This window comes from Arthrobacter caoxuetaonis (assembly GCF_023921125.1).
Lineage (GTDB): Bacteria > Actinomycetota > Actinomycetes > Actinomycetales > Micrococcaceae > Arthrobacter_B > Arthrobacter_B caoxuetaonis.
Genome location: NZ_CP099466.1, coordinates 744,266 through 771,091, shown reverse-complemented (window position 1 = coordinate 771,091; position 26,826 = coordinate 744,266). Strand labels below are relative to the sequence as shown.

Sequence of the window (26,826 nt, the reverse complement as noted above, 5' to 3'; positions counted from 1 at the left end):
TTGAGCTTAGAGCTCCGTGGTCACCTTCCACGAAGAGTGGATCGCGCCGTGAATGTAGTTGACCGCACCGGCGTCACCGACGACGTCGCAGGGGATGCCCGCGTTCCGCAGCTCGTCCGCGAGCGGGGCTGCCGACGTCGTACCGTCCGCGTAGACCACCATGGCGGCGGGTGCGGAGAAGGACTCCTCCCCCACCGTCCATTCCACGGACTTCTCGGTGATGCGGGTGATCACGGCGTTGCGGTGGATCTGCACGCCGTGCTTCTTGGCGTCGCTGACCGCGGTCCAGCGGCGCGGCATGGCCAGCGGCAGGCCCAGCTGCTGCTTTTCGTGCAGCAGGGTGACGCGGCGTCCGCGTTCGGCGAGGAATTCGGCCAGTTCCAGGCCCACCAGGGAGCCGCCGATCACCACCACGTCCTTGCCCATCGGCAACCAGAACTTGGTGAACTGGCGGACGAACTCGGGGCTCTTGGTCACGCCGGAAAGCCGGCCCATCTTGCCCAGGGTGCTCAGCACGGCGCCGGCTTCCTCAGCGGTGGCGGTGCCGAGCATCATGGCGCGCAGGGTGTCGCCGGTCTGCACGATCGGCAGGTCGCCGCCCGGGAAGTCGGGCTTGGGCCGGACGGCGCCGGTGGCCACGATGACGTGGTCCGGGTTCAGTGCGCGGATGGTTTCCACGGTGGCGGGGGTGTTCAGTTTGACGGCGATGCGCAGCCGCTTGATCTCGGCCTTGAACCAGCGCAGCAGGCGTTCGTTGTCCGGCGTCGTCATGGTGGAGAACCACATGGTGCCGCCCAGGCGGTCGGACTTGTCGATCACGGTGACGCGGTGGCCGCGTTCGGTGAGCACGCGCGCGCTTTCCAGGCCTGCCGGGCCGGCGCCGACGACGAGCACGTGTTTGGCCTGCGAGGCGGGCTTGAGCGGGAGCACGGCTTCGTTGCCCAGGGCCGGGTTGACGGCACAGAACGGGGTGTCGTCGAAGAAGTTCTCCGCGACGCAGAGGTAGCAGTTGATGCAGGGGCGCACCTGGTCGAACTTGCCGTCGCGGAGTTTGTTCGGCAGTTCGGGGTCAGCCAGCAGCTGCCGTCCCATGGCGGCGAAGTCGATCTGGCCTGCGGCAATGGCCTTCTCGGAGATGTCCGGAAGCATACGGCCGACGGCGATGACGGGAACGTTGACGTTCTTCTTCACCGCGGCGGCGTTTTCCAGATAGGCGCCCACCTTGTTGGGCAGCGGGCCGTCGGTGAAGTTGTCGAACGGGTTCCGGCCCCAGCCGGTGACGTGGATGGCATCAGCGCCGGCTTCTTCGAACAGCTTGGAGGCCTCGGTGGCTTCGGGAAGGGTGAGGCCGCCTTCCTGTCCGTATTCTTCGCCGGCGACGCGGACCAGGATGGCCAGTTTGTCGCCGACTCGTGCCTTGACGGCGGAGATGACTTCGCAGGCCAGGCGGGCGCGGTTGGCGAGGGAGCCGCCGTATTCGTCGGTGCGCTTGTTGTCCCGCTGGTTCAGGAAGACGCCCAGGATGTAGCCGTGGGCTGCGTGGATTTCGATCGCGTCGGCGCCGGCCTTCGCGATGCGTTCAGCGGCGTCGGCCCAGGTCTGAATGAGCCAGTCGATGTCCTCCTGGGTCATCTCCTTGTAGGAGGTCTGCTTGCCGGCGGTAGCGGCGCCCATCTTGCCGAGTTCTTCCCGGGTGCTGTCGGCCAGGGCGGACATGTCGTAGCTGTAGTCCGGCTGGTTCGGAGCGAGGACCGCGCGGTCATTGGCGACGTCCACGCGGGCTACCTTGCCGTGGTGCGTGGACTGGATGCAGAGCTTGCTGCCTGCGGCGTGGATCGCGTCGGCGAGGGCCTTCAGTCCGGGGATGTACTTGTCATCCGAGAGACCGGGCTCCTTCATGGACGCTGCGCCGTGCGGGAACGCGATGGCGCAGGCACCGGTGATGATCAGGCCTGCGCCGCCCTTGGCGCGGGCCACGTAGTGGTCAATCTCGGTCTGTTCGATTTCGCCGTGCTCGGAGACGTTCATGTCCATGGCGGGCAGGACGATCCGGTTGGGGGTTTCCATCGGGCCGATGCGGCCCGGGGCCATCAGGTGCGGGAAGGTTTTGGTGTTCACAGTTGGAATTTTAGTCCTGTTGTTTACGCCGTAAACGCCAGGAGCGGGGTGGTGGGATGTGTTCTGGGCGACAGCCGTGTGCGGTGCCGGTGGGAAGCGCGTGGGTAGGCGGGGTGCCTACTCCTGCGTCCGGGACCGAGCGGCCAAAACCAGTTCCCGCAGGATGTCCGCGTGGCCGCAGTGGTGGGCAAGTTCGCGGAGCATGTGCTGCTGGACACAGCGGAGCGGCAGCGGACCCCGGCGGTTGCCGGGGAGCACGGCGTCCCCGTCCATCCCGGCAACCGCACGGCGGGACTGCTCGACGGCCACGGCATAGGCCGCCAGAACCGACTCGATGGTGTCCGATTCCTCCAGATCGAGAGACTCGTCGGGGGTGTCTGGAATACCGAGTTCCGCCCTCGACGCTCCGGTGACGGCTTCACCGAACCAGACCCGCTCCACGAAGGCGGCATGCTTGACCAGTCCGAGCAGCGTTGTCTTGGAGGGGACCAGCCGCCGTCGGGCCTCTTCTTCGGTGAGGCTCTCCAGGCTGGCGGCCAGGCTGCTGCGGTGCTGGTCGATGAACGTGCCGATCTGCGCGTCAAAGGGAGCGTGGTGGCTGCTGTGGTTGTCTGGGTTAGGCATGCGGTCCTCCGGTGGCGTCGGCACGGGCCCGGCTTGGTACCGGAACGCCGCCTCCGCAGCCTAGCAACAGCGGAGGACGTGTCAGTGGAGCGTTAACCCCTGGCTTCCTGCGTGGTTCGCGCAAGGTTCCGCAAATGCTCCGGCCCAAGCTCCGCCACACTGGTGACCCCAATCAGCTGCATCACCAGGGTCATTTCCGTCCGCAGGATTTCCAGCGCCCGGTCCACGCCCTGACGCCCGCCGGCCATCAGCCCATACAGATAGGCCCTCCCAATCAGGGTGAAATCGGCACCGGCCGCCAGCGCCGCCACGATGTCCCCGCCGGACATAATCCCGGAGTCCAGGATCAGCTGAGCCTCAGACCCGACGGCGGCGCGGATCTCCGGCAGGACCTTCAGCGGAACCGGCGCACGGTCCAGCTGCCGGCCGCCGTGGTTGGAGACCACCAGGGCATCCGCGCCGCGGGCCAGGACGTCGACGGCGTCGGACGCCGACTGGATGCCCTTCACGATCAGCTCCCCGGACCAGTTCTCCCGCAGCCAGGCCAGGTCATCCAGGTTCAGGGACGGATCGAACATCGTATTGACCTGCTCCGCCACCGACGTCCGCTCCCCCTCAAAGTTCGCGAAGCCCAGTGGTTTGGTGGTTAGGAAGTTGAACCACCATTCCGGCCGGTAGGAGGCATCGAGGATGGTCTTGGCAGTGAGCGTCGGCGGCAGCGTCATCCCGTTGCGGGTGTCGCGGTGCCGGGCGCCGGAGACCGGGGTGTCCACGGTGACGATCAGCGCCCCGAATCCGGCCGCTTCCGCGCGGCGGATCAGGTCCAGTGACCGGGGACGGTCCTTCCAGAGGTAAAGCTGGAACCATCGCTCGGCGTCGGGCGCTTCCCGAGCGACCTCCTCGATGGACACCGTGCCCATCGTGGAGAGCGAGAACGGAATGCCGAACGACGCCGCTGCCTGCGCTCCGGCGACCTCACCTTCGGCGTGCATCAGCCGGGTCAGGCCGGTAGGCGCGATGCCCACCGGCAGCGCCGCTTCCGCACCGGCGATCTTGGTGCGAAGGTCCACGGCAGAGACGTCGCGCAGCACACGCGGGTTGAACTCGACGGCGTCGAACGCGTCCCGGTTCCGGCGCAGCGAGTGTTCGGCGAAGGAGCCGCCGTCCACATACTCGAACGCCGCCGTCGGGACCCGCCGTTTGGCGATGTCCCGCAGGTCAGCGATGGTGTTGGCCCTGGCCAGGCGTGCGCGCCGCCGGTCGGGGTCGAAAGCCTTGAACTGGACGAGTTCGCGGAGCTCGGAGTATTGGGGAATTCGGCGCTTCATGGCTGCTTTCGAAAGGGTGCGGTCAGTCAATGACGGTGTCGGCGGCGTCGAGCATTTCCTGCGGGATGGTCACGCCCATCCGCGCGGCAGCTGACTTGTTGAGGACCAGCAGGGATTCGGTCTGCTTTTCCACCGGCATGTTCGCGGGATCTTCGCCTTCGAGGATCTTGATGGCCATCAGCGCGGTCTGGTAGCCGAGCTGCTCGTAGTCCAGTCCGTAGGTGGCGACGCCGCCGGCTTCCACGGAGGCACTGTCGCCGACGACGAGGGGAATCTGTTTCGTTTCAGCGGCTTCCACCACGCTGTCGATGGCGGCGACCACGTGCGAGTCCGTCGGCACGTAGAGCGCGTCCGCGTCCAGGGATTGGGCGGCCTGCTGGACCTCGGAGGTCGCGGAGATAGCGGCTTCCTTCAGTTCCATCCCGAGTTCGTCGGCGGCTTCGCGGGCCAGGTCGACCTGCACGCGGGAGTTCACTTCACCTGAGGAATAGACGACGCCGATGGTCTTGGCTTCAGGGGCAAGTTCCTTGATCAGGGCAATCTGGTCTTCCACCGGGCCGAGGTTGCTGGTGCCGGTGATGTTGGCTCCGGGTGCGTCCCAGGCTTCGACGATGCCGGCTTCCACCGGTTCGGTGACGGCGGAGAAGACCACGGGGATGTTGCCGACGGCCTGGGCCACGCTCTGGGCTGCCGGGGTGGCGATGGCGAAGACCAGGTCTAGGTCCGACGACGCGAAGCCGGCAGCGATCTGGGTGGCGGTGGCCTGGTCGCCCTGCGCGTTCTGGTAGTCGTACTCCACGCCCTCGCCTTCGGCGTACCCGTTTTCACTCATGCCCTTGATGAAACCTTCCCGGGTGTCGTCCAGGGCCTGGATGTCCATGAGCTGGGAGATGCCGATCTTTACCGGTTCTCCTCCCCCGCCATCGCCGGTTCCGGCGTCGGATCCGCAGGAGGTGAGGAAGAGTCCGGTGGTTATCAGGGCGGCGGTACCGAGGGTGCTAAGTGAACGCTTCATTGCGTTGCCTTTCGAGTTGTCGGCGTGCTGGTCGGGGGTTGGAGGTGCGGGTTAGAGCGGTCCTGCGTTGTAGAAGGTGCGGATCATGGCAGCGTTGGCTTCAAGCAGATGGTCGTGCATCAGCTGCTGGGCTGCTTCGGCGTTGCCGGTGGCAACGGCGTCGAAGATCGCTTCGTGGGCGGTGCGTTCCTCTGTGGAGGAGAAGTGGTCGTGTGCCATGGGCATCAAGTGGTAGAAGCGCATGACCTCGTCGGTGAGGCTGCGGTCCATGGCCGCGGCACGGGTGTTGCGGGAGGCATGGGCACAGGTGACGTGGAAGTCGCGGGCTGCGGAGAGCCGTTCTTCTAGGGAATTTCCGTCGCGGAACTGGTCTTCAATCCGTGCGCGGAGTTCGGTGACGAGTTCGGCGGTCACGTTGCGGGCTGCTGCGGCAACCAGCGGGGGCTCAAGGATGAGCCGCAGGTCCATGACTTCGCGGACGTCGTGGAAGCTCAGGCTGCGCACCATGTAACCCTTGCGCGGCAGCACGCTTACCAGGCCTTCAACGGTGAGCATCTGCAGCGCTTCGCGGACCGGGGTCTTGGAGACACCGTATTCACGGGCAAGGTCCGGTTCCGTGAAGATCTGCCCCGGCCGCAATTCGGCGCGGATGATCTGCCGGCGGATCATGCTGCGGATTCGTTCCGGCTGGGATTGGGTTGCGTCTTTGGCGGGGTTCGCGTTGCCCGTGGGCAACGGGTGGACGTTGCCAACGGACGTCAAGGTATGACCTGCATGACAGAGATGCTACAGATATATCTCAGGGATACAAGAGACCATCCGAGCGTGCTTCAAGTTTGGGATTCGCTCAAGCTTAGGACGGCTAGCCCCATGGAGGGACGGTCCGGCAGCGGCGCGTCAGTTCTAGAGCTCCGTGGTCACCTTCCACTAGGAGTGGAAGGCGCCGTGGATGTAGTTGACCGCGCCGCCGTCACCGACGACAAATGTCTCCCTGGAAGCCGATTTGCAGAGATATCTCGTGGCAGACCGCTTTACGTGGCAGGGCCACGGACAGTACAGCCAAGCGGTCGACTCCATCCACGGCCTAGTGGGGATGCTGGGAAAGATCCAACGGGTACACCTCCACAGCGACTCTGGTGTTAACCCGGCGAGAGCGATGCTCGCCAGCCCTTGTATTGACCAGCCAGGCTCCGGATCCCCCCGGCGCGGTAGGCCAGCATTTGGTAATGGTCGGCGTTGGCGTATTTGCCGACCGCCGAGGAGACCTTGTATTTGGCGTCGAAGAACACCGGCGGGGTGCCGAGCCTTTCGGGACCCATTGTGGCGAAAGGCATCGTCGAAAGGCTCAGCATGCTGCTCATTTTGGGAGCGCTGTCGGCTGATAGGATCGTCGGCTATGACGTTCACGCAATCTGGTTCACTTTCTTCCGCCCAAATGGTGGATCTTTTTGCTGGTCCCGGTGGATTGGATGTCGCCGCGCATTGGCTGGGAGTGTCCGTGACCGGCATCGAGTGGGATGAGAATGCTTGTGCAACCAGGCGAGCCGCCGGGCTGGAAACTGTGCAAGGTGACGTACGGAACCACAATCCGGATGAGTTCCCTCACGCGACGATCCTCGCTGGAGGGCCGCCGTGTCAGACGTATACGGTGGCGGGGGCAGGCGCCGGTCGCAAGGCCTTAGACAAAGTCTTATCTTTTATTGACCGGATGGTCGGCGGGGATGACATCACTACTGAACTAGCCGCTTTGGACGATGAGCGAACCGGGTTGGTGCTGCAGCCGCTGCGGTGGGCGCTGGAAGCCCATAGGGCGGGGAAACCCTATAAGACCATTGTCTTGGAGCAGGTACCTGCCGTCCTGCCCGTCTGGGAGGCCATGGCGAGGGGTCTTGAATCACTCGGTTACAAGACAGCGACGGGCATACTCAACGCAGAGGAATATGGAGTTCCACAGACGCGTCGGCGGGCGATTATGATCGCGAACCTGGAACTTGTGCCCGAACTTCCCGCCCCAACGCACCACCGGTTCAGGAGGAAAGAGCTCATAGTCTCCACGGACAGGCCTTCGTTGCTACCGACTAGAAGCATCGGTGAGACCTTGAACCGGGCAGAGCCTTTCGTGTTGGTTTCTAATTATGGAACCGGTGGGGATCCGAAGGCCCGCGGTCGGCGGACGTCAAAGGAACCTGCTTTCACGGTTACCGGGAAAGTCTCCCGAAACAGACTGTATTCTGATGAAGGCGAACTTGATCGTCTCACGCTCTCAGAAGCTGGCCAGCTCCAGACGTTCCCGGCTGACTACCCGTGGGCGGGCAAGGACGTCTCTCAACAGATCGGCAACGCCATTCCCCCGCGGCTCGCGGTTCATGTCCTGGCAGCAGCACTCGGTCGTGTTCTCCCTGATGATTTCCTCGATACGATGACGAGATCACGATGGAGTTCCCCGGTCGAGACCGTACCCACAGCGCGAAACACCGAGGGCATCCCCCAGCTCGTGTAGTCACACAGCGCTTAGTGCCGCTGCAACTGTGGCGGCTAGGCACGTGCATCGGACGTCTCTTCTCTGTCAGCGTCGGGAGCTCTTCACATTCGTAACAGACCCTGATTCCAATCTCTGAGCCAAAGTGCCACTCGTAGATTGCGGCTTCCGCAGCCTCTATCTCGACGGCGAAGATGGGCTTGAAGCCCAAGCCTGCCCGCTCGCAGCCAGATAGTCCGGCGCCTGCAAATAAATCGATTGTGCGTATGCCCATGGTTCTCTTCCCAGCCGTGATCCCATCCTCGCTCTCGACTCTGACGTTCCAAGAGATAGTAGGGGCTGGGTCAGTGTTCATGAGTGAGTCGAATCACGCCTGCTCCCTTCGCCGCACGGCTCTGTGGCTACCGTCTGGACAGGAAGAAGAACCTCACGACCGATCTCAACATATTGGATGCTGAGGTCGGTCGAACTTGAGCAAGCGTTGTTCGAGGGTCTCCGCATGCAAAATCTTCTCCGACCGATGCGTCCCGTCCTTGCCATTCGGCATGCGCACTCAGCGCTTGAGTTCTAACAGTACGGACACCTTCGGTTTTTACCAGAGTTCAAGCAAGAGCCCATAGATGCTGTGCCCACTGTTGAACAGCACCGCGACAACCGATTTGGAAATTGACGAAATATAGAAGCTTCATAGAGGCCCCGCAACCGGGAGATAACGAGTGTCAGGTATGTGAACTCATAGTCCCGTCGTAGCAACCCATGGGGCAGCTGTTCAGCTAGCATGCCCACTCACGAATTGTGAGACCTACCGACGCCTCCCACTGAGCGTGGACCTACCAATATGCGAGTGTTTTTGCAAGGTCAGAATAGGGCCGCACCCGGCCCTGCTCTGTCACCTCTTCCCAAGCATCCCTCTGCTCGCGGCTGAGAAAACCAGCTGTACCGATAGCTCGATCCAATGCACCATAAGCCACGTGATAGACGGCATCTACTTCACCGGTTCCTCGTGCAATTGCTGCCAAGCGAGTAGGAAGCGGCTCTGCCGTCACGGTCACCAAGTGTGGCAGGCGCTCCCTCCGATGTCGGATCATTTGGTTATTTTCGTGGCGAATATTTTGAACTCGATCACTTCTAATTGTCCATTTGCACGAGACGGCTGCGTGCAGAAAGCGTGGTTCCCATTCATGCCTAGAGGGTAGGCCTACTGTCACATCCGGCTTTATCAAATAATCGGTACCCAACGTAGTTCTAAGTTCCGCATGCCTATTAACTAACTGATTCACCTTTTCCAAATGCTTATACTGCAAGAAGTCGGAGATTTTTTCTGAGCCTCTGCCGACCGTCCAAGTACGACTGGGGTCAAGCTTAGGCAAGTCAGTTTCCAAGGAACTTGCTACCGCCATTTCCAACGGGCGTCCAGTGCCAAGACCAGCACCTGGGCTATCTTTGGAAGCCATTAGTTGGTCAACCACAAGCTCGGACAATTTGCACGAGGGATCATTGTCCGAATCGGCAATGTTGACAACTTTTCTGCCGTTCTTCAGAGTTTTCCACACAATCAGGTCGCTGGCAAATGGTGCATCGCCATTCGTCCCATCAAAATTCTTCGTTCCCCAAAGCATCATTTAACAATAAGCCCTTTCTACAAATGCCAGTTGTGAACATTTCGAAGCCGGAATAGCATCATCACTCACTGTGGGGCGGTACACAAATCCCTCGACCAATACACAGCGTTTGGTGAGGCTGGACTTCGTCCGCCTAGAGGACTGGCATTCGAACAGCTTTTAGTATGTCCTCTAGCAGCCCTGGAACTTCACTCCCACCCAGCACCAGCTGCCGGTCCAGGAGGCGGTTTCCCGTCTCGCAGGATGTTTCACTTATGAGCGCACAACCGTGGCAAGCGGAGAGGTTAAGCTGCGATGCTCCCTGCCTATCGCTTTCGATGCAAACGGGGTCGTTGGAACATACATCCGCATCATCCAGTGCAGCCAGCAAAAGCGGAAACAGATGGCGAGGGTCACCTAGCCGCACAAGCCCACCGAGAGTCCCCTGGGCGTCGCCAGCTGCGGTATAGATGAGGATGCCTGCGGTTTTGTCCGGCCGGTCTGAATTCGCGTAGATCCGCTCCTGCAGAGCTGCGGATGAATAACCGCTAGCGAATGCCAGGCGCCGCACTAGCAGGTGTGCAACAGTGTGGAGTGCAACGAATCGTGGTTCGGGCACATCAAGCCGGTTGGCCCATTCAGACTGGGAACGTCGCTCCGCTAGGATCCCCGCACGTGCCCTCACTGAGTGCTGAGCCTCCCATTGCGCGAGCACCGCCTCATCGAACTGAAGGAATATGCCTTCGCCGAACAGTTCCAACGCCGGATAGACGGGCCGATGCTTTGGATCACGGTCGAGATCTGCCCGGATAAAGTCCGCATCGGGGCTGTGGCGTCGGAAACCCTTGAGAGCCCGAACCTCGCGCACCCTCCTCACCTGACCTACGCCGGAGAGAACAGCATGGATGCCGCCATTTCGATGCGAGTAGTCGTCGCGGGTCCAGCCATCCACGACAAAGTTTCCCTGGGTTAGATCTCGCCTCCGCTCCATCTTTTTCACAAACGCGGCCCATTCACCGTCCTTAAGTTTATGGACTGGCGATCCAGGCTCATCACTACTGGCAAACGCGGCTTCAAGGACTTGCTCAGTCTCAGTGTTGAGTTCTTCCGCAATCCAGCCAGCGATCTGCTCCGATTTTGGACCGCCGTTGTCATCGATGAGTCGGGTGAACAGGTCGTGGCTCCGCACCTGCTCAATGATTTGCAGAGAGCGTGGTCTCTCCTCGGGAATATCTAAAGCCGACACCCGTTCGGCAATGTAATTTCCGTTAGCTCCTCGTTGAACAGCCACGAGAGGCGCTTCACAGGTCTGCGTAGTCGGTCCCTCCGGCTCCCAGGGTTGCCGGCCGTCGCATCTGATACCGTCACGGATTAGCGAGTCTACGCCTACCAGTTCTGAGAGCGGACGGGACCGTTTGCATTTGCCGCACTCGACGCGAAGGGATGCAAGGCCCTCGCCTCGCTTGCTGGACCTGACGAAGCGCAGTTCTGTGTAAGCACGGCAAAAGCGCACTTCCTCCGTTACGCCTTTGTCGGATCCGCGATGGGACCATTTAAACCAGGGAACATCCTGTATGTGACTGCCTGTCTTGCAGACCGCTACATAACGCATCGGTACGAGTGCCCCGCCACAGTCACACGAGTTACGAAACTTGCCCTTCTCTATTCCTGTAAGCTTCGACAGCTTTGAACATCTCTCGCAGAACCTCCACGCCGGAAATCTCCAGTAAAGAAGACTTGGGGTGTCTTTGCCTGCAGGCCCGGCATGCGTTGGAGCCTGTTTGAGAACGCCGGGCCCCAGCTGCGCGACAAGCCGGTCACAGCTGATCTCCGGAGATGTCCGCCGGTCCCACCAAGAGGTGTCGGGTGCTATTAGTGATTCCCCGAGCACGTCCACGATGGCGCCGACGCCGAAGGGAGATACAGTTTCGGAAAGCCTTAGATCATGCCTGATGTTTTGCACGCTGCACTTCTCTCTCAGGTTCCTGAACCTCTACTGATACGTTCGGCTCTACCGAACGCATCGAATCGCCTACCACCCACGCGTCTCCTGTCTCACCGTATCTCTTCACTAGTGACGGTTGCTCAGCTTTGCGACGCTCGTAACGTAGTTGCTCGCCAGCGGCCCGCGCGCTCTCCGCTTTGCGGTCCCACTCCCTCAGAATTTTCCATACCTGATCTGAGGCAGCTTCAAGTTCCTCGGGGTCCGCATTTGTAACGCGCTCTAAGAAACCGTCGATTAGTCGGTCGAGCGCGGAGCGGAATCTCATATTCGCAAGATCGAAAGCACCGGCAGCAGCATCCCCCGCAAGCGCAGGAAAAGAATGGCGAATGAGTGCAATCGTCGCCCCAGCAAGAGAACGATCACGGGATGATAAGGACCACGGGGTGACACTGGTAGGTTCCACGCTCCGGTAGAGGGCATCGTGGTAGCCACGGAAGGTTTCGAAATGTGAACGGTCCCGCGCACGATTCGATCGAAACAGCGTCACCACAATGCCGTGTGTGTCTCCTCGTCCGACACGGCTGGTTGCCTGAATGTACTCGGCAGTAGTCTTCGGTTGCCCCACCATGAGCATCAGCGCCAGGCGCTGGACATCGATTCCGACGGACAGCATATTTGAAGACAGCACCACGTCAACCGCTTCGGCTGATTCATCGGCTTCCACCCTTAGCTCCCGTAAATCTTTGGGAAGCTCTTCCGGACCTCGCCGACTGGTGAGTTCGAGTACGTGCTGCGCCCGAACAGTACGTAGTTTATGCTCGAGGCGCTCAGAACGTGTTTCAAGCCGGCCGTTGATATCATCCAGCAGGAGAGCACCAGTGCGTCCCAGCTCGCGAAGGCTGTTGTGATACATAACCAGGCTCCAGTATGAATCGAGCCGTCCACTGTCCCCTTCGACATCGCCAAGTATGTGAGGAAGTTCAAGCATCGGGGAAGCAGCAGCGATAAGCGCGGTAGCCTGCGACACGCTTTGCGGCATAAGGCCAGCATAAAGTCGCCCCTGCCCGCTTCTCACTGGACGGGCAAAAAAGGTAGTGTCCCCGTCCAGACTGGCCGGAGGATAGAGGGCAACATCGCGTCCATAGAGGCCGCGGACCTGGTCACTAGAGGACCGGATCGTTGCGGTCGAGGCCACAATTTTGGGGCGTGAACCGGATCGGCTGAGAAGTAGCTGAATAACCGCATCGAAGACGGCAACTGTGGTTCCAAGTGGCCCGGACAGCAGATGCAGTTCGTCTTGAATGATCAATGAGGGTTGCTTATAAATGGTGCCGATACCGAGAAGACGCCCTGCCTCTTCCTTAAACTGAAGGCGCGCGAATTTGTCTACAGTAGCGAGTAGGAACGTTGGCGGTTCCTCGTAAAGGACCTCGTCCACCACGTTCATGGGAAGTTCGCGGGTTGAGAACTCACACGAAGCGCTGACGCACCGGAATACGACGTCCTTGCCGACGAGCCGGGCACCATATTGTCTCTCCGAAATGTCCTTGCGCTCAGGAACAAGCTCGGCAAGGCACCAGGGACACTCGGTTATTTGGAACTTGTTGGCATCCTGGGGATGCTGTGCCTTATAAAGCCGGTTGAGTGCATATTTAGCGTCGTCCCGCGTTCCAGGCGTCACTTCATTTCCCACCCACAACCCGATAGAGAAAGGTGCCATTCCACGTACGCGGTCGTCGGTCTCGCGTAGAAGTTCCATTGCGCATATCAAAGAGGCCGACCGCTGGAACTGCTGGGAAGTCAGAAGGCGCAACGTATACCTCGTGATTACTGCTGTCCCACCACCCTTGGTTCCGTTTACGAGGCGGCGCAGGAAGATCACGACCGCCGCTAAAGCGAGGTACGCCTCTGTCTTCCCGCCACCGGTTGGGAACCAGATCAGATCGACGAGTTCGCGCTCGTCGTGGCCCTCATCAACGGTCGATGCCAGCGCTACAAGGAGAAACCCGAGTTGGAAAGGACGCCAGGCTGGCTCTGAATGTGGTTTTCCCCTGCCTATGTCGGCTTGGCACATTTGAAGTCTCATCGCCGCCATGGCTAGCGAAAACGCACGACGGAGCTGCTGCTGAGAAGGATCTGCCAGTAGGGTCGCGCCAGCGTTCATCCGCTTTAATGCAAGATCGCTCCGGAATGCTATCTCTTGAGCGTCCTTCCCGAGGCTGTCAGCCGCCAGTTTCTGACCGTCCACCCACACACCGAAGGAATCCACGAACGCTTTAAGCGCCAAAACAACCGGCTCGGAATCCTTGTCGATACTCTCTAGGAAAGCCAGGTCTAAAGCCTGACGGGGAGCCTCCGCCAAGTCGTTTCCCCCAGCTTGCTCAACTCCGGGGACCACGAAGTGGGGTACCGGATCGAGAAACACCCGTGTGCACTTGCCAGACTCATCAAGGTCCCAGCCTGCAGCCATTCCATGGCCTATTCCGAAAATCTTGCGGTCTCGATACCGCAACCGGATTTCTCGCGCCTCTTGATCGACGTCGATCGCTCGAGCCACGTCGTATTCCACGATCATCCCTTCATCTGACGGAGAGGCTTGGAGATCCACTTGGAAGAGCATTCGGGCAATGTCCTCGCGATCGTCTCCAGTCGATTCTGATAGAAGTCGCACATGCACAGTGACGAGCCATGCATCGCCGTACTGACGCCACCGAGACCCGATTTCCGCCTGCAGCCCGCCCACGTCGAGTGATTTGCGGGAGGCAACGCCACGGGTGAGCTTTATGGCAGGTACTCGGTGCCCAGTCCGCTTCCAGCGCAGCGGGCCATCATCCAGGATCGGCCCGTAGGTAGCAGCCGAAAATTCGCAGATGATTGTTTCCCCAGTAGTTACGAAGGAGAGAGCCGCCGAGGACGGCCTCCACTCTTCTGCCAGGGGAGGCGCAGCTCCGCTCTCTTCTACCTCGCCCTCTCCCACGTCTGCCATAAGGAAGGCTTCTGCGTCGAGAGCTTGTGGCTCTACGGCCCCGGCTAGATCGACAGGAAACAACAAGCCGACGGCATATTGAAGAGAGGGACGGTTGAACAATACCTCGTCCTCCCCCTGCTCGGGTCCCATGTAGGCTCTGCGCAGGTGGGCCATGGCTGCCATTTGATGAGGCGTTAAGCTCATGACCGGGCTCCAGAAAGACGCCCCAAAGTTTGAAGTTGCCTCTTGTCCATCTGAGTCGCAACGATATGCAGCGTGACCCTCGCGCGTGTTACCGCTACGTACAGTGCGGAAAGCTGTTCGTCACGGTACTCCTTCGGCAGGTCGCATACGATAACGTGTTCGGCTTCCAGCCCCTTTGCCACGCGAGGGCTTAGCACACGGAAGCCTTCCCGAGCTTCATCTAGCTCGCGTTCTGCAGCCACCGGGATGATCCAGATGTCAGCAGCAGGGACGCCGTCTTCCTTGAGCTGTTTCGCAACGGTTAACGCAGAAATGAGTGCGTCGCCTTCCGTTACCCATTTCCACTGAATTCGCTCCCCGTGGACGATACCGGGATCACCAATGTCTGCTCCAAGATATTCCTGCACCACGTGCACGATTGATCTAGTGTTCCGCACGTTCTTGTTCAACTCATACTCCATTGCGTCTGAACCTACGAGTTCCAGCACCTCGGCGTCGAAGGGGCCGTCGACGTGTGCCTGATTGTTCGGATCGAGGAACATACGCCAGCGACCCCTTGCCCGGCCGCCTTTGACGACCCGGTCAAGAAGGTCCATCGCGTCGTCAGACATGAGATCCTGTGCTTCATCGACCAAAACCACATCGAATTGCTTTGCTTGATCAATCTGATCAAATTCAAGAAGCTCCACATTGTGGCCATTAAGCAACGGTTCAAAGAAGTTGCGTAGCCCAGGTGAGCGGAATGTCACGAGCACCGATCGTCCAGCATCTGCTTCTTGTTTAGCGGCCTCGGCAAGAACCAATGATTTGCCAGTGCCAGCGCCGCCGAGTACCATAATCCGTTCGTTTTTGGCGAGGCCCGCAAGAACGCGTGCCTGCTCGACGGTGGCAAGGTTTTGTTCTTCGAGCACGGCACCGCGTTGGGCATCGATAACAGGCATCCTCGAAAACTCCCCGAACAGCCGCGCACGAAGTTCATTCACCCGAGCTAGGCGTATTCCGGATCGCGCAGTTCGGGCTGATTTTGCAATCAGATCGAGCGCACCTGCAAGTGCGGCACTGGTCATCGTTTCTTTTGCCAGCCAGTGCGTTGACTTCCACTCAGTTGAGGGGGGAGGTGAATTAGTATCGGGCGTCACCACTGCGGCTTCGGCAGGGAACCAACCGAGCTTGTCCTGCTCGAGAATGTCCTTGAGCGCAAACATCGCTGTCCGCGCTTGCTCCATCGGCGAGGAATTGAGGCGATGGGCGTCGCCGCGCCTGTCAGTGGAGTACCAAACACCCTCAAACTTGGTTACCCCACCGCCTTTGACCTCAATAACTATGGCAACGCCCTTCCACAGTACGACAAAGTCCGCTTCCGCCACCCGCTTGTACTGGTGCGAGCGGAGTTTTACCGAGTGAAAGGCAACCGCGTCGTCACCATGAATCGCGTGGAGCAAACGGGCAACCCGACGTTCAGCGTCGCTTTGTGCCGTTTGCGTAATAGTCTGCAAATCCGGAACGAGAATCATGACTGCTGCTCCTGCCAAAGTGCTTCGTATTCACGGAATCCGAGCAGTTGGTTGATGTCTGCATTTCCGAAATTGTCCGCCATGTCAACAATCAGACACTTTTCCTTTCCACCGTTTCTCGGTCCGCGTAGACCACGTCCTGCCATTTGGATGTAAGCGTTGGGGCTGAAAGTTGGCCGTGCGATGTAGAGAGAAGTAACCCCCGGCGCGTCGAAACCCTGTGTCAGCAGGTCACAGTTCGTGAGGACCTGGATGTCTCCGTCCTTAAACCTCTTGATCAAATCACGACGTTCTTGGCGGCCTGTTTGGCCACTCACTGATGCAGCCTCAACACCGCGGAACCGCAACGTAGCAGCTAGCACCTGGGCGGATAGCACGTTGGGTGTAAACACAAGGACCGACCTACCCCAATCCAGCTCAAGCCCCATGATGCTGTCTACTAGAACCGCCATACGAGCGTGGTTTGTGGCGACTCGGTCGAGGACCGTATTACTGATGCGATTGGTGCGCTTTGCTTCGCTCTCCTCCGCGCCCGTCAGTTCAATCTCCGCCCCCTTGAGCACCCGGTGCTCAACTCTCGCCAGGACGCCGCGGGCGACCAGCTCCTGATAAGGGTTTTCCGGGAACGCAACGAGTTTCCGGCGACCGAAGCGAGCAGCAAGCTGATCAGTTGCTTGGGCTGAGGTGCCCTTGAAGGGTGTGGCTGACAGGCCAACGAGTGGACGCTCCCACTTACGGCCGTCAACACCGAGCCAGGAGAAGATTCCTGTGTACCGGGTGGAAGTTCCGGCAACGTGGCCCTCGTCTACGAAGACGGCCTTGGCATTGCTGAGCCATTCGTACTCAGCGCGACCAATGATCACATCCAATTTTGCGTCCGTGGCCACGATCACGCTCAAGTCCGTATCCGGCTCGTGGACCTCGTTGTCTTGCCACAGGCGCCCCACGGTCAAAGGCAAATCGACGGCTTGAGCTGTACAGAGTCCCCTCCACACTTCAGAGAACGTTTGAACGGCTTGTTCGCAGAGTTCCTGTGACTGCGCAATCCATAGGATGGGGCCTCGGAGCTCGCCGTCAATGAAAAGCTGCAGAATGGTCTGCGTCGCAACTCGTGTCTTGCCGGCACCTGTGGGCAACTCGACCATAGCTTTACTGCGGCGTCCCCCGTCCCCAACTTCCAAAATCACATTGGCGAGCTCAGTACTAATCCTTGCCTGGTAGTCGTGCAGGTCCGGCAGGACAGTAGCACCCGGTATGACGAACTCTGCGTCCTGTCTGCGGTTCTTCTGCCCGGCAAACTCGGTGCCGAATCCCATCTTCCTAAGCCAAGAAATGGTAGCTGCTCCGCCAGCCCATTGCGTGGGGACGTCCGGAAACCCCTCACGGCGAAAGAGGTCCGCAACTTTGCTGACAGAATCCTTGCCGTAAACGGACAGGAACAGTTCGGCGACCGAAGTATCCCTGTTCACCAGTTTTTGTGCGACAAGCCCTTGCCACAGTCCCTTCGGCAGTTCCTCTCTGAGGTCATCTGCACCGAAATAAACTTCCAACCGGTCTACATCTGTGGTTGCGGCCAGAGCTTCCTGACGCATCATTTCAAGGCGATGATCTATTCCATCCTTGAGGACTCGGTCAATGTCCGAATTATTCAGGCCCAAGTCGAACGACTCGCTTACGACACGCAGAGTTGCACGCTCATCAAGGCCTGTCCGTATGACCAGTTTGAAACCGTCGCGGTGTGAGTCCAGCGACTGAGGCACGACACCCTCCTTAGTCGTGACCCACTTCGCCACAGACTCTGCACGAGCAACCATCACGCTGTTCAGGTCCGTTTTAGCTGTGAAACTGCGCAATCCGGTAAAGACGTCGAGGAGGGGTTCAGAGTCCTGTTCGCCATCGATGCGAGTCGAAAAAGAAAAACTGTCCTCAAAGCTGAGACAGCCCACTTCTTGGGCTAGGCGTTCAGCTTGCGCCTCGGTGGCAAGGAGAAAAGGCCTCTGATGAGTAGCGAGATATTGGCGCTGTTCTTCGTTGACGGCAGTGAAGACCGTGTTGCTAGGACAGGATTCTATAATCCTACCCACGCGAGCAGGGATTCGTGGGGGCTTCCCTTCCGGGTAAGCCCGGCTAGCCGCGTCCAAAAGGAATTCGACAAGAAGGCCGTCGTCAAACTGCGGGGGCAGGAGATCGACGTTAAGTGCGTCCCGCAGGACTGGCTTAGGGACCATCTTGAGGTCAGCTGGGAGACGAAGGATATCGACTATGCTCCGGGGGCCCTCGTACAGCGGAAGAAGGTCCCTATACTGCACCAGAGATGGAGCCACCAGTTCGGCAATCCGGCGGTATCCGCGCGAACTGCGCAAAAGGCCTACTGCCTCCACAGCCCACCTGACGGGAGATTTGACTCTGTAAGATGCGCCAGTAGATAGGTCCTCGCAGTCCCATGAAGCATCCCCCAGCTCTAGGAGTTGCCGTGTCCAGGATTCCCTCACCTCGTTACTAGCACCCGACTGTTCGAACAAGAACAGAGGAGAAAACGGCCCCGGTGAGTGAGAGTCTCTCGGATAGAGAGCAATCTTCTCGATGGGACGCTCGCCCGGAGTAAGCTTAGTGTTCAGTTCCTCGAGTACCCATTCCTGATAAAGCTGGCCAAAAGATTCGTCCTCGAGTGAGAAATCCGCCACCGGACGGTGTGCCACACCCAGCTTATGAGCAAGCACAGGAAGACAGCGACCACGGTCTAGCAATACATTGGAATATGCCGGTATGTCGCTGTCGAGGTCGAGTACCTGTTGCGGCCAGTGCCACTCGCCGTCCTTGGTCGGGACCAGGATCTGAGCAGTGGGGTTCGCTTGGACGATTCTAAGTGCTTCACGCAGGCTCACCCCAAGTGCTGCGTCCCAAAATTTTGCTTGCTGCTCGTTACCGGCCTCGGGGGTTAGCTGACTTAGCCGTGCTGCCAAAATTGCCTCGGGGTCCAAGTCTCGGAATCCTGCTGATCGCAGAATTTTCTCCACGTCCGGCAATCTAAGAAATTCAGGGCTGATAAAAATCGCGCCCTCAATAGCGAGGTCGTCAGCTTGCTCTAGGAACACCAAGCTACGGTCACATAATGCCTTCAAACCGTCACTGGTTGGGATTACACGGACTTTGTCAGCGTCGTCCATTTGACGGTTCTTTAGTACCACCCGAAGGGCGTTCGCAGAAGAACGCATATCCCCGCCTTCAGCCCACTCCCGCAGCCAGGACTGGATGCCCCTTTTGGGCATGAGCTCAAGTGCACGCTTTATTCCGCGATCATCATCGTCATACCGCGTTGGATCAACGCTCGTAGCAAATAACTGGCGCAGCCGAGAAATCCGCTGAGTAGAACTATAACAACGCCAATGCGGAACATCGTTCAAGGTGTTCGGTGACGCAATCCAGCCTTCGTGTGCCTCCTCCGGAATTTTCCAGTCGCAGGCAAAGTCAAGCGGTCTCAATTCCGCGGGATTGCACAGCTCTCCCGTACCATCCGGAACCAACAACGCTGAGACAGCGAGTGGAGGTACCAAAGCACACAAAACTTCGTCCCCGAAGTACTTTGCTTCTCTACCTCGCGCGGGTAGGTAATCGAGATGGGCGGCAGGATCTTCCTTCGTACTTAGTCGTGGCAAGAGCTCTACAAAAAGTTCTGCGACGGTCGCCAGAATCTCACGATTGTATTGGTTCGAAAGTAGAGTCGTCCTGTCATCATTGACACTCCAGGGCGCATTGAAGAAGGCCGTTGCGGATGTCTTGTCTTGCAACGGGAAGTAACTCCAGAACTGGCCGATCTGATTACCGAGATCGCCCGTCTCCGAGTTTGCCCTTCGAGGCTTCAGCGGAATAGCCACACTGACTTTAATCTCGCTCCGTGAAACAGCCTCGCCCACTTCACGGCGTGCAACCGAGCTTGGGGCATGCATAGCCTCATTAACGAACCATTCATCTCCAGTACCGTCTGGGCGCTCTATTTTGAAGCGACCGTCGCCTAGGCTGCGAGAAACGTGACTTGTCGTAAATCCTTCGTCGCCGAGAACGCTGAGCCGGACCTCACGAACCGCACCGACGAAGAGCAGGAATTCAGACGCAAATTTCTCCATCTCCTTACATATCCGGTCCAAGTCGGTAATGTCGGGGAGGCGCACAATTGTTGTCGCCCATTCTGCAAGGTCACTAGCAGTCGGGTCTGCAGCAATCGTGGCCGATGCATCCACCAAGGTCGCCGTACGAAGCACAGGCAGGCTCCTGGTAGCAGCCCCGATTTGCTTCAGCGCACTATTCGCCTCCTTTGAATTGAACTCAAAGGAAACTGACCGACTAAGAACTTGCGGCCTACTACTGACAGCGAGAACCGATTTAAAACCCAGCCCGAAGCGGCCAATCTCGTCACCACGCTTGCCGCTGAGGTGGGCGTGAGTAATTGCGACGAGGCCGCTCTTGGAGAAGGGGCGGCCAGAGTTCGCGCAGTAGAGGGTCCGAGATTCGGGATCAAGGACAATCTCCACCCGACCCAAGGCATCTGTGTCGTCAATGCCAGCCATCGCATCGGCAGCGTTTTGGACGAGCTCCAAGAGCGTGCGGCTCGCGTATCCTCCAGTGCGAATCGATTCCTCGTGATTGGCGTGCTCCGTGATTAGTGTCGGTTTTGCCGTATACGCCGTTATAGCGCTTGCAAACTGCTCTTTGACCTCTCGGACGAGCGTCTCGTCTGGCTCCCAGCCCTTTGTCAACGTTGACATTTCCCCCCCCGGTTTATGTGTAGAGCCACCGTATCGGTACCGTGAACGGATTGTGGCGCCACACGCCGAAGGCATTTTTGGGCTCTTAGTGCTTTTGCAACCTCACTCTCTTGACACAGGTCGGGATCGAACTGATCGTGGCGGTCGCCGGCGATGGCTGGGACGGCCCAGGCCGAAGGATCGAAGTCACGGGATCCGAAGTGACGGCCCGGTGAGCTGGACGCGAGCCGTGGCGAAAATCGGTAGCCGAGCTGGCCAAGGACACCTTCCCCGAAGCCAAAGCCGTCTCTGCCGCAGTTCCTAGAGGAAGCTCCTTCGGATGCGAATAAAAAGCCGCGTCCGAAAAGCGATTGAGGTCTTTGCGCCGGGCGGCGGCGGACAGCTCGAGAGACGCCGCCGGTTCAGACCCAAGCAAGGCAAGATTCCGAAAGCCGAGTGGACACACCTGCCAACTAGGCAGACGCATACACCCACGCTCCCCCTCCGCTCAAGGAAGGCGACAGGAACCGCTCCTCGCGAGGCCGAGCGCAAAGGCTGCAACAGCTCCCATGACCATCTGTGTCTGTGTCTGTGTCTGTGTCTGTGTCTGTGTCTGTGTCTGTGGTCAGGTAGACGTAGTTCCGACGGCGCAGCAAGGTCCCAGCGCAGGGCGGTGGAGCTCAGTTTATCGACCTCTGTCTGGCCCGTGCCGGTCCCATCGGCACTAGGACTCCCCGCATGCAGAGCCGGTGGCGATACGGATTGTGCTGTCCCGGTACTTCGCCTCAATGTCCGCACCAACGGTTCCGGTTCGGTTCCCGCTATCAGATTGACAGCGCCCCGGCCCAGTTATCGGAAGACCCGCCACAATCGATCAGGAGCTCGGCCAGCTGATCAATTGTGGACAGTAGATCCTTCGGAATCGAATTGGCTATTTCCAGTTCCATTCCCCGCGTTTAAGCCTTGGCTTCCTGCCAGGTCTCTTGTTCACCCTGGTGTCTCCCCATCCGTTGAAGGGGTCGGTTCCAGCCCCTCCGTCGAATCGCTGGCTAACCCACACCCGGTGAGGGCTAGCAGCAGGGCTGAAAATGAGGCAGTAAATCTTACTCGATTCATTTCATTACCTCTCCGAGCGGATTTTCAAGCAATTTCCGGTCGGCCTGACTGGTGGTCGTGGAGGGAATGGTCTTCAAGCGCGCTGCTGTCAGGCTGGAAAGGTTCCTCCGGTGTGCACGGAGTAATGATAATTGGCAGAGGCAAATGCTCACTGGCAGCTCGCCGTCCCGCACTTGGCCCGTTTTCTGCGCCCACATCCCGGTCATCCCCGACGCACTTTCCTCGGCGTAACACCATCCATGTGTGACCTACGACTCATGCAAGAATGGTAATGACGCAAAGGAGCGCCAGGGTTTTTTGGATTCGTCCGCGCGTTCACAGTGTAGGACCTGAACCACGAAGGACCCGGCCACGCAGCTGGCACCGCATTCCCGAGGAGAGACTTGATCAACGAAGAAACTACCGTCCTGCAGGCATCTGCGAACGTGTTCCGGGCTCACGGGATGACGACCATCTTCGGCAACCCCGGATCCAACGAACTGCCTTTCCTGGCCGGCCTGGGGAAGGATTTCACGTTCGTCCTGGGCCTCCACGAGCAGGTCGTCGTGGGGATGGCAGAGGGTTACGCCCGGGTGACGGGCCAGCCGGTCCTGGTCAACCTGCACGCGGCCTCCGGAACCGGAAACGCTATGGGGGCTTTGACGAACGCGCACTACGCGCATATTCCGCTGGTCCTGCTTGCCGGCCAGCAGGTCCGCCGCACCGTGGGCCAGGAGACCATGCTCGCAAATGTGGATGCCGGCATGCTGACCTATCCCCTCACCAAATACGCCCACGAGCCCCTCGCGGCGACCGACGTTCCCCGCACCCTGTCCCAGGCTGTGCTCGAGGCCACCACCCACCCGCAGGGCCCGGTCTACGTCTCCGTCCCCCTGGATGACTGGGCCCAGCCAGCCCTTCCCGACGACGACCTGCTCACCTCCCGGTCGGTGACCGTGGCCGGTGGCCTCCCCACTGACCTGGCTCAGGAGCTCGTGAACGCCGTTGACCAGGCCCGGAACCCGGCGCTGGTGCTCGGACCCCAGGTGGACGCAGCGGCCATCAAGGATCCGGAGGTTTACTCCCAGGTGGTGCGTCTGGCCGAGCACCTCAATGCGACCGTCTATGTAGCCCCGTCCCCTCCGCGTGCCCCCTTCCCCACCACTCATCCCAACTTCGGCGGAGTGATGGTTCCCGGGATCGATTCCGTTCGGCGCCAGCTCTCCGGCCATGACACCGTGCTGGTGCTCGGAGCCCCGGTGTTCCGCTATCACCGCTGGGAGCCCTCGAACTACCTGGATCCCGGAACGCAGGTCTGGCACCTCACCCAGGACCCGTCCGAAGCCACCCGCGCTCCCTTTGGCCGCGCGATAGTGGCAGACATAGCTGCTGCCATCGCCGTCCTGTCCTCCAATGTGCAGGACCGGGGAATCCGCCGGCCAGCGCGTGAACTTCCCGCGGCAGCCACCTCGCCGAACGGAATGACCGGTACAGAAATCCTGGAGGTCCTGAACGAACAGGTCCGCGACGACGTCGTCTACGTCAACGAGACCACCACCCTGGACCTGGAATACCTGGAACGGGTCGCCATGGACCGCCCGGGGATGTACCACTTCCCTGCCTCCGGCGGTCTTGGATTCGGGCTCCCGGCTGCTGTGGGCGTAGCACTGGCCAAGCCAGACATGACCGTCGTCGCCACCGTAGGAGACGGTTCCGCCAACTACGGCATCAGCGCGCTCTACACGGCCGCGCAGCACGGAACGCGGACGGTCTTTGTGATCGTCAATAACTCCGGCTACGGCGCGCTTGCAGGATTCGCCCAACGCATGGGCGTTCCGGACGTGCCGGGGCTGACGCTCGGCGGAATCGATTTCGTGTCCCTGGCCGAGGGCTACGGCGTTCCGGCAAGCCGCACCGAAACCCGGGAAGAATTCGCAGCTGCGTACCGGAAAGCTCTGGAAGCCGAGGGCCCCGTGCTGATCGAGGCACGGGTGGTCTAAGGCGGGCCCGGCACCAGCAGGAGCACAGCACGCATGGCCACCATCACCACCCTGGACCTGCACCCTCTCAGCCTCCCGCTGACCGGAACCTTCAGCACCGCCGTCCGGACGTCCTCCGTCCTGGAAACAGTGCTGTTCCGGCTGCAGGACTCGGACGGCCGCAGCGGATGGGGCGAGACGCCGGTCAGCCGGGTGACCGGGGTCAGCACCGCAGAGGTGCTGGCCCGGGCACGGCAGGACCTCGCTCCCCTGGTGATCGGCCGCCCCATCAGCGACCTGGACAGCCTGGTGCGCCGCATCGCCGGAGCTCCGGTGCCGTCCGCGGTACGGATGGGACTCGACTGCGCCGTGCATGACCTCGCGGCCGTAACCGCCGGACAGCCCCTGCACCGGTTCCTGGCAATCACGTATCCGCAGGTCGCGGGGCCGCAGGTCGCCGGGCCGAATCTGGAAGACACCGTACTCACGGACATTACCCTCTCCGCCGCGGAACCTGAGGCTCTGGCCGATGCAGCCACCGGATGGGTGCAGAAAGGTTTTCGCTGCCTGAAGGTCAAGCTCCGCGCCGACCTGGACGCCGTGGCAGGGCTGACTGCTGTCCGCGCTGCGGTGGGCCCGGACGTGCGGCTGCGGGTCGACGCGAACCAAGCCTATTCACCGGACGAGGCAGTGCGGGTCCTGAACGCCATGGCCGACGCCGGAGTCGGGCTGGAGCTGGCTGAGCAGCCGGTGGCCGCAGGGAACTGGGCCGGGCTGGCCCGGGTGCGGGCCGCCGTCGACGTGCCCGTCATGGCCGACGAATCCGTCCAGGACGAGCGGGACCTGGAACCCCTGCTGCAACACCGTGCGGCGGCGCTGGTGAACCTCAAACTGGCCAAGGCAGGCGGCATCTATCCCGCCGTCCGCCTGCTCGCCGCGGCCCGCGGGCACGGACTGGGCGTACTGGTCGGCTGCATGCTCGAAAGCACTGTAGGCGCCGGAGCCGGTGCTGCGCTGGCCGCAGCCGCGGGACTGGGCACGGGGTTCCCCGGGCGCAGCGGCCAGGACCTGGACGGCGGCCTGTGGCCCGCGGTGCCGGCGGTCGACGGCGGCGTCCGCTACGTCGGTCCCGTCCTGCACCTGCCGTCAGTTCCCGGACAGGGCATCACCGGCCTGCACACCGGGCTGGCCGCCGCCGGCATCCGCACCGATCCGGCCTAGCTGTACTGACCTAGCCGGCCGGCACCACGGCACTGAACTCGCTTCCTGCCACCGCAGCAGCCAGGCCGGCGACGGCGGCAAGCACCTCCTGGCCGGCATCCGCTTCGTAGCCGCGGGTGCAGATGGCCAACACCCACGCCCGCTCCAACGGCGCCTGCAGCAGAGTGCCGGCCGGGGCGAAGAACGCAACATCGTGGCTGATACCTGTCACCCAGCCGGACTTGCTGCCCTGGACCGTGTCCGGGGCAAGGCCGGCGGCAATCCAGGCGAACTCCTGCCGGGCCAGGAGGCCCAGCGCGAACTCCGTGGATTCCGGCCCCAGCGCCTTTCCGGAAATCAGTGCGTACATGGTGCGGGCCAGATCCGCCGCCGTCACCTGGTGGGTGAGCCCGGCCTCCAACGCGGCCAGGTCGCCGATATAGCGCTGCATGTACGACGACGCTGCACCGGCGCCGGCGAGGGTGCGGTTCACGGCGTCGAACCCGACCAGGTCCACGGCCATGTTCGTGGCCGCGTTCGAGGAGACAGTGATCATCCGGTCCAGCACGGCGGCCAGGGACATCTCGGTGCCCGCCGCCGGCATTCCCGGGTCTGCCTCATCGCCCGGGAAGCCGAACTCGCCGCCATCGGGCACGGCGCTGGAGAACGTGTCCCGAGCGGGAAACCTCATCTCCAGCGACAGCTCACCGCGGTCCACCGCCTGCAGTACCGCCAGCAGGACGGCCAGTTTGATGGTGCTGGCTGAATAGAACGCAGTGTCCGCGCCGCGGGAGGCCGCCGTGCCGCCGTCGGGGTTCAGCAGGCAAAACGCGATCTCGGGGGTGCCGTCGCTGTAATCGGATAGAACGGGCATGAACTCTCCTGGAGGGATGGATGGGGTCTAAGCGGTGTAGACGGCCTCGTTGACCGCCTTCCGCAGCGGCGTAACGTCGGTTCCGTCGCGGGTGGGGTGGACCCGGTTGGTCAGCAGGACCACGCTGAGCCGGCGCCCCCGGTCGGTCAGGAAAGAGGTGCCCGTGAAACCGTTGTGGCCGCGGGCGTCCGCGGCTTCCCCGCCCATCCAGCCGAGCTGGCCGATCCGCAGGCCCACGGACTGTCCGTATCCGACGCCGGTGCGGGCCGCCCCTGCGGCGGAGCCCATCAGGCCGTCCAGCTGGTCCTCCCACAGCAGTTCTGCCAGCGGACCGGGCAGGAGCGCCGGGATCCCGCCGCGCAGCGCTTCGGCGAACCGGAGGACGCCGGAGGCTGTACCGAACAGTCCTGCGTTGGCGGCGGCCCCGCCCAGGGCGTACGCGGATTCGTCATGCACCTCGCCGCGGACCAGGGCGCGCCCGTCCGGCGAGCCGCATTCCGTGGCGGCGCAGTGTCCGGGGTCGGGCTGGAACGTGATGTCGCCGCCCAGCGCCAGGGGATCCAGGACCAGGAGCTCGACGAGCGTCCGCCAAGCCATCCCGGTGACGCTTTCCGCCAGCGCCATGGCGGAGTTGTAACCCACGCACGAATAGCTGAAACCGGTACCGGGCTCCGCAACCAGCGGAACGGAGAGCAGGGAGGCCAGCGCGGTCTGCCGGTCCGGCAGTGGCTCCCGCCAGCCGTCCCAGGTGCCCGGCAGCCCCGAGGTGTGAGTAAGCAGATGCCGCAGCGTCACGCGCTGCTTCCCCGCTTCGCTCCCCCGATACGGTGCGGCGAAAGCGGACAGCCGGGCGGCCACCGGCTCGTCCAGGTCCAGGAGCCCGTCCCGCGCCAGCGCCAGGACGGCGAGGGCGGAAAAGGGTTTGGTCACCGACGCGAGGTCGTACCAGGTCTGCGGATCGGCCGGCACCCGCTCCTCGGCAGGCAGCGGCACGCCGTCGGCGCCGAAGCGCAGGGCCAGACCGGCGGAGAGTACGGGCAACGCTTCGCCGTCGAGCGATGCGGCGCACACCGCTGAGGGCGTCATGCCCTGCCCGACGGCGTCGTCGAGCAGGTCCTGCAGCTGGCGTGTCAGGTCCAT

The 26,826-nt window shown here is 61.1% G+C and carries 16 protein-coding genes; 3 read left to right on the top strand and 13 right to left on the bottom strand.

Annotation, left to right across the window (positions count from 1 at the left end; all coding sequences use genetic code 11):
* Positions 1-6: 6 nt before the first annotated feature.
* The 6 genes from NF551_RS03520 to NF551_RS03495 all read right to left on the bottom strand — a co-directional run bounded on the left by NF551_RS03520 (position 7) and on the right by NF551_RS03495 (position 6,419).
* On the bottom strand, positions 7-2,118 hold the full coding sequence (locus NF551_RS03520) for an FAD-dependent oxidoreductase (protein ID WP_227895422.1): 2,112 nt from the start codon (positions 2,116-2,118) through the stop codon (positions 7-9).
* Positions 2,119-2,235: 117 nt separating this feature from the next.
* Positions 2,236-2,742 (bottom strand): DinB family protein, encoded by a 507-nt coding sequence (locus NF551_RS03515; RefSeq protein ID WP_227895423.1) that lies wholly within the window; start codon positions 2,740-2,742, stop codon positions 2,236-2,238.
* A gap of 92 nt (positions 2,743-2,834) precedes the next feature.
* On the bottom strand, positions 2,835-4,070 hold the full coding sequence (locus tag NF551_RS03510; RefSeq protein WP_227895424.1) for an alpha-hydroxy acid oxidase: 1,236 nt from the start codon (positions 4,068-4,070) through the stop codon (positions 2,835-2,837).
* Between the two features lie 22 nt (positions 4,071-4,092).
* Entirely contained in the window at positions 4,093-5,085 is a 993-nt protein-coding gene (locus tag NF551_RS03505) for an ABC transporter substrate-binding protein (protein WP_227895425.1), read from the bottom strand.
* Positions 5,086-5,136: 51 nt separating this feature from the next.
* Positions 5,137-5,847: a GntR family transcriptional regulator gene (locus tag NF551_RS03500; protein WP_227895426.1), complete on the bottom strand. Its 711-nt coding sequence runs from the start codon at positions 5,845-5,847 to the stop codon at positions 5,137-5,139.
* Positions 5,848-6,224: 377 nt separating this feature from the next.
* On the bottom strand, positions 6,225-6,419 hold the full coding sequence (locus NF551_RS03495; RefSeq protein ID WP_227895427.1) for an McrC family protein: 195 nt from the start codon (positions 6,417-6,419) through the stop codon (positions 6,225-6,227).
* Positions 6,420-6,481: 62 nt separating this feature from the next.
* On the opposite strand from NF551_RS03495, the gene NF551_RS03490 reads away from it, so the two are divergent.
* Positions 6,482-7,585, top strand: a complete 1,104-nt coding sequence (locus tag NF551_RS03490) for a DNA cytosine methyltransferase (protein ID WP_252604981.1) — start codon at positions 6,482-6,484, stop codon at positions 7,583-7,585.
* 809 nt (positions 7,586-8,394) lie between these two features.
* On the opposite strand, the gene NF551_RS03485 is transcribed toward NF551_RS03490, so the two are convergent.
* The 5 genes from NF551_RS03485 to NF551_RS03465 form a co-directional block, all read right to left on the bottom strand.
* Positions 8,395-9,186, bottom strand: a complete 792-nt coding sequence (locus NF551_RS03485) for an NgoMIV family type II restriction endonuclease (RefSeq protein WP_227895428.1) — start codon at positions 9,184-9,186, stop codon at positions 8,395-8,397.
* A 133-nt stretch (positions 9,187-9,319) separates the two neighbouring features.
* Positions 9,320-11,128, bottom strand: a complete 1,809-nt coding sequence (gene drmB, locus NF551_RS03480; protein WP_227895429.1) for a DrmB family protein — start codon at positions 11,126-11,128, stop codon at positions 9,320-9,322.
* Positions 11,109-14,261: a helicase-related protein gene (locus NF551_RS03475; RefSeq protein ID WP_252604980.1), complete on the bottom strand. Its 3,153-nt coding sequence runs from the start codon at positions 14,259-14,261 to the stop codon at positions 11,109-11,111. Before NF551_RS03475 ends, drmB begins: the two co-directional genes overlap by 20 nt.
* A 17-nt stretch (positions 14,262-14,278) precedes the next feature.
* Positions 14,279-15,796 (bottom strand): nuclease-related domain-containing DEAD/DEAH box helicase, encoded by a 1,518-nt coding sequence (locus tag NF551_RS03470; protein ID WP_227895431.1) that lies wholly within the window; start codon positions 15,794-15,796, stop codon positions 14,279-14,281.
* A complete protein-coding gene (locus tag NF551_RS03465; protein WP_227895432.1) occupies positions 15,793-20,559 on the bottom strand; it encodes a sacsin N-terminal ATP-binding-like domain-containing protein in 4,767 nt (1,588 codons plus the stop codon). Before NF551_RS03465 ends, NF551_RS03470 begins: the two co-directional genes overlap by 4 nt.
* 1,478 nt (positions 20,560-22,037) lie before the next feature.
* Here NF551_RS03465 and mdlC point away from each other — a divergent pair.
* Both mdlC and NF551_RS03455 read left to right on the top strand, forming a co-directional pair.
* Positions 22,038-23,633 (top strand): benzoylformate decarboxylase, encoded by a 1,596-nt coding sequence (gene mdlC / locus NF551_RS03460; protein WP_227895433.1) that lies wholly within the window; start codon positions 22,038-22,040, stop codon positions 23,631-23,633.
* Between the two features lie 33 nt (positions 23,634-23,666).
* A complete protein-coding gene (locus NF551_RS03455) occupies positions 23,667-24,833 on the top strand; it encodes a mandelate racemase/muconate lactonizing enzyme family protein (RefSeq protein ID WP_227895434.1) in 1,167 nt (388 codons plus the stop codon).
* 10 nt (positions 24,834-24,843) lie between these two features.
* Here the strand turns inward: NF551_RS03455 and NF551_RS03450 are convergent, their stop codons facing one another.
* Together NF551_RS03450 and NF551_RS03445 are read right to left on the bottom strand one after the other, a co-directional pair.
* The gene (locus tag NF551_RS03450; protein ID WP_227895435.1) at positions 24,844-25,686 is read right to left on the bottom strand and encodes a serine hydrolase; all 843 of its coding nucleotides are present in this window, start codon (positions 25,684-25,686) and stop codon (positions 24,844-24,846) included.
* Positions 25,687-25,713: 27 nt separating this feature from the next.
* On the bottom strand, positions 25,714-26,826 hold the full coding sequence (locus NF551_RS03445; RefSeq protein ID WP_227895436.1) for a serine hydrolase domain-containing protein: 1,113 nt from the start codon (positions 26,824-26,826) through the stop codon (positions 25,714-25,716).